Genomic DNA, 2286 nt, shown 5'->3' on the forward strand with positions numbered 1-2286 from the left:
CCCGCCCATTGACGCACCTGATCAAGGCTGGCGGCGTGATGGGGCCGCAGCGCCTCGGTTTCCGATTGCGCCAGCGCCAGCAGCGCGTCCAGATGCGGCAGGTCGGCCAGATCCAGCCGCTGCGGCAATGTGGCGATCAGCGAAGCCACGCTGCGCTCATGCCCCGGCATGAGGTTGCGCCCCGCCAGCGTCAGGCCAAAACTGGCATCAGACCGCCCGGTCCACCGCGCCAGAATCAGCGCCCAGGCGGCTTGCAGCGCGGCAAAGGTGCCCGCCCCCGCCGCCTTGGCCCGGCTGCGCAAGGCGACCGTCACCGCCTCCGGCAGATCGGCGCGACAAGATTGCATGCGGCCCGGCACCCGATGCGGCTCCAGCAGGTCGAGCTTCTCGAACGCGCCGAAGCGCGTCGCGAAATGGGTGCGCGCGGCGGCGAGATCCAGCGGCGGCGTGGCGCAGATCGTCTCGAAGGGGGTATCCAGCGGCGGCAGCGGCTTTCCCGAAAGCAGATCCGCCAGTTCCTCCAGCAAAACCGCCATGCCGGGCAGATCAATCGCGGCATGATGCAGGGTCAGAACCAGCAGCGGCGGCAGCCCCCCCCGCGTGGCCAGCATCGCGCGCCATGGCGACCGGCGCAGGTCGAAACCGCGTGTGCGATCAGCCTCCAGCCAGGCGGACAGCGCCTCATTGGGGGCATCGGGCCAATCACACAGGGTCAACTCTGGCGCTCGTGGCGCGGCCACCGTCCAGACAAGGCTGCCATCGACGGTCAGTTCGGCACAGGCGCGCAGTGCCGGATGGCGCGCGGCCAAGGCACAGAGAGCCGCGCGCAAGGCATCCGCCTCCAGCGGCAAATCCGGCGCCTCGATAAGGATTTGCTCCAGATTGGAACGCCTGACACCACCCGAGAGCCCCGAAAGCAGCATGGCATGCTGGAGCGGCGTCGGCGACCAGGCCCCGGGAGTCTCTGCCAGCCCGAGGCTCGTGGTATCAAATCCGGGGGTTTCGTCTTGCACCGTCACGTATCAATCAGTCCAAATGAACAGAGAGCCTCTCCTATATGGGAAAGCCATGTCAATTTGATCCTCTATCTACGCGGAATGTGGCACGGGCAAGGCACAGCCATGTCGGCACCCGCCCAGCCATGCGCGGCGGACCGATCTAATCCCCGCCATCTTCCTGCGCTTCAGCGCCGCGTTGTGAAGCTGCCGGTCACCCCGCAATCCATTGAGACGCACGTGCATCAAGGGGGCGGCGCGGCCAGCTGCGTCTCTTGCAGCAAGGCGCCAAGAAGCTCCCGGCTTTCGCCCGCTTTCGCCGCCACGGCCGTGGCGCCCGCCAAGGTGACCGGCCCCGGTTCTGTCAGGGGCTGGCTGGTCTCAATCGCCAGCCCGGCGGCCTTGGCCCATGCGCCATCGGGCTGTGCGGCAATCGCCTCCCATTGCCGCTCCGCCCGTTGCAGCACGGCCAAATCCGCAGCGGCATCCGGATTGGCCTGCAACAGCGCCACAGCCTCGCCGGGTCGCCCCAGATCGCGCATCGCCCTCGCCCGCAAAGGATTGGCCTGTGTATCCAGGCCAGAAATCGTCGCAATCGCCTCGCGTGGCTGAAACAGAGCCAATTGCGCTTCGGCAATCACCATACGCGTTGCATCGGGAAGCGTGGCCACGTCATTTCTGGGCACGCCAAGCCATAGCAAAGCTTGTCGCGGAAAACCGAGCGCCTGAAGCTTTTGGGCAATCCTCACGCTGCTGGAGGCGTCAATGGCCGCAAGATCGGGCGGTGGAGAAAACGCCAGATCGAGAATGTCGGCCTCGGTTCCGCTCTCTGCCATCAACGCCCAGAAGTTGCCGGCAGCGGCGGGGGCATCTTGCAAACCGGCATGAGCCAAACCGAATTCGCCGGACAGGGCATAGGCCAAAACCAGCGACCGCCGCAGATCAGCCGCCACATTCTGACCGCGATTTTGCGCGGCAAGAGTTTCCAGCATGGCGATCTGGTCCGCGCTGACCGGATGTCTGGCCGCAAAATCCATGTCAATCAGTGCCACCAAGGCGGCGGCCTCGTCTGGCCCGGGGAGCGCTGACGCCGCTTGCAGAGCGGCCTTGGCTTGGTCCGGGCGATTTTCGTGCAGTTCCAATCGCGCCTCTGCCAACTGCATGGCTGGAGGAATATCCACGGTCGCGCGGCTGATCGTATCGCGGATCATGCGCGCGGTCGGCTCATCCCCGCGTTCCAGAAAGCGGTCGATCAGCCGTGATCCAAGAGCTTCGCGCAGGTGAAATGGCA

The 2286-nt window shown here is 65.9% G+C and carries 2 protein-coding genes; both read right to left on the reverse strand.

Translation table 11 applies throughout. The features are described from left to right. Positions 1–1019 (reverse strand): condensation domain-containing protein (locus JNN06_RS09755; protein WP_291239400.1); only part of this gene is annotated, 1019 nt, incomplete at its 3' end. Positions 1020–1240: 221 nt separating this feature from the next. Further along, the coding region (locus JNN06_RS09760) for a hypothetical protein (protein ID WP_291239401.1) at positions 1241–2286 on the reverse strand (1046 nt) is incomplete at its 5' end.

It is taken from the genome of Gemmobacter sp. (assembly GCF_016792925.1).
Taxonomy (GTDB): Bacteria; Pseudomonadota; Alphaproteobacteria; order Rhodobacterales; family Rhodobacteraceae; genus Gemmobacter.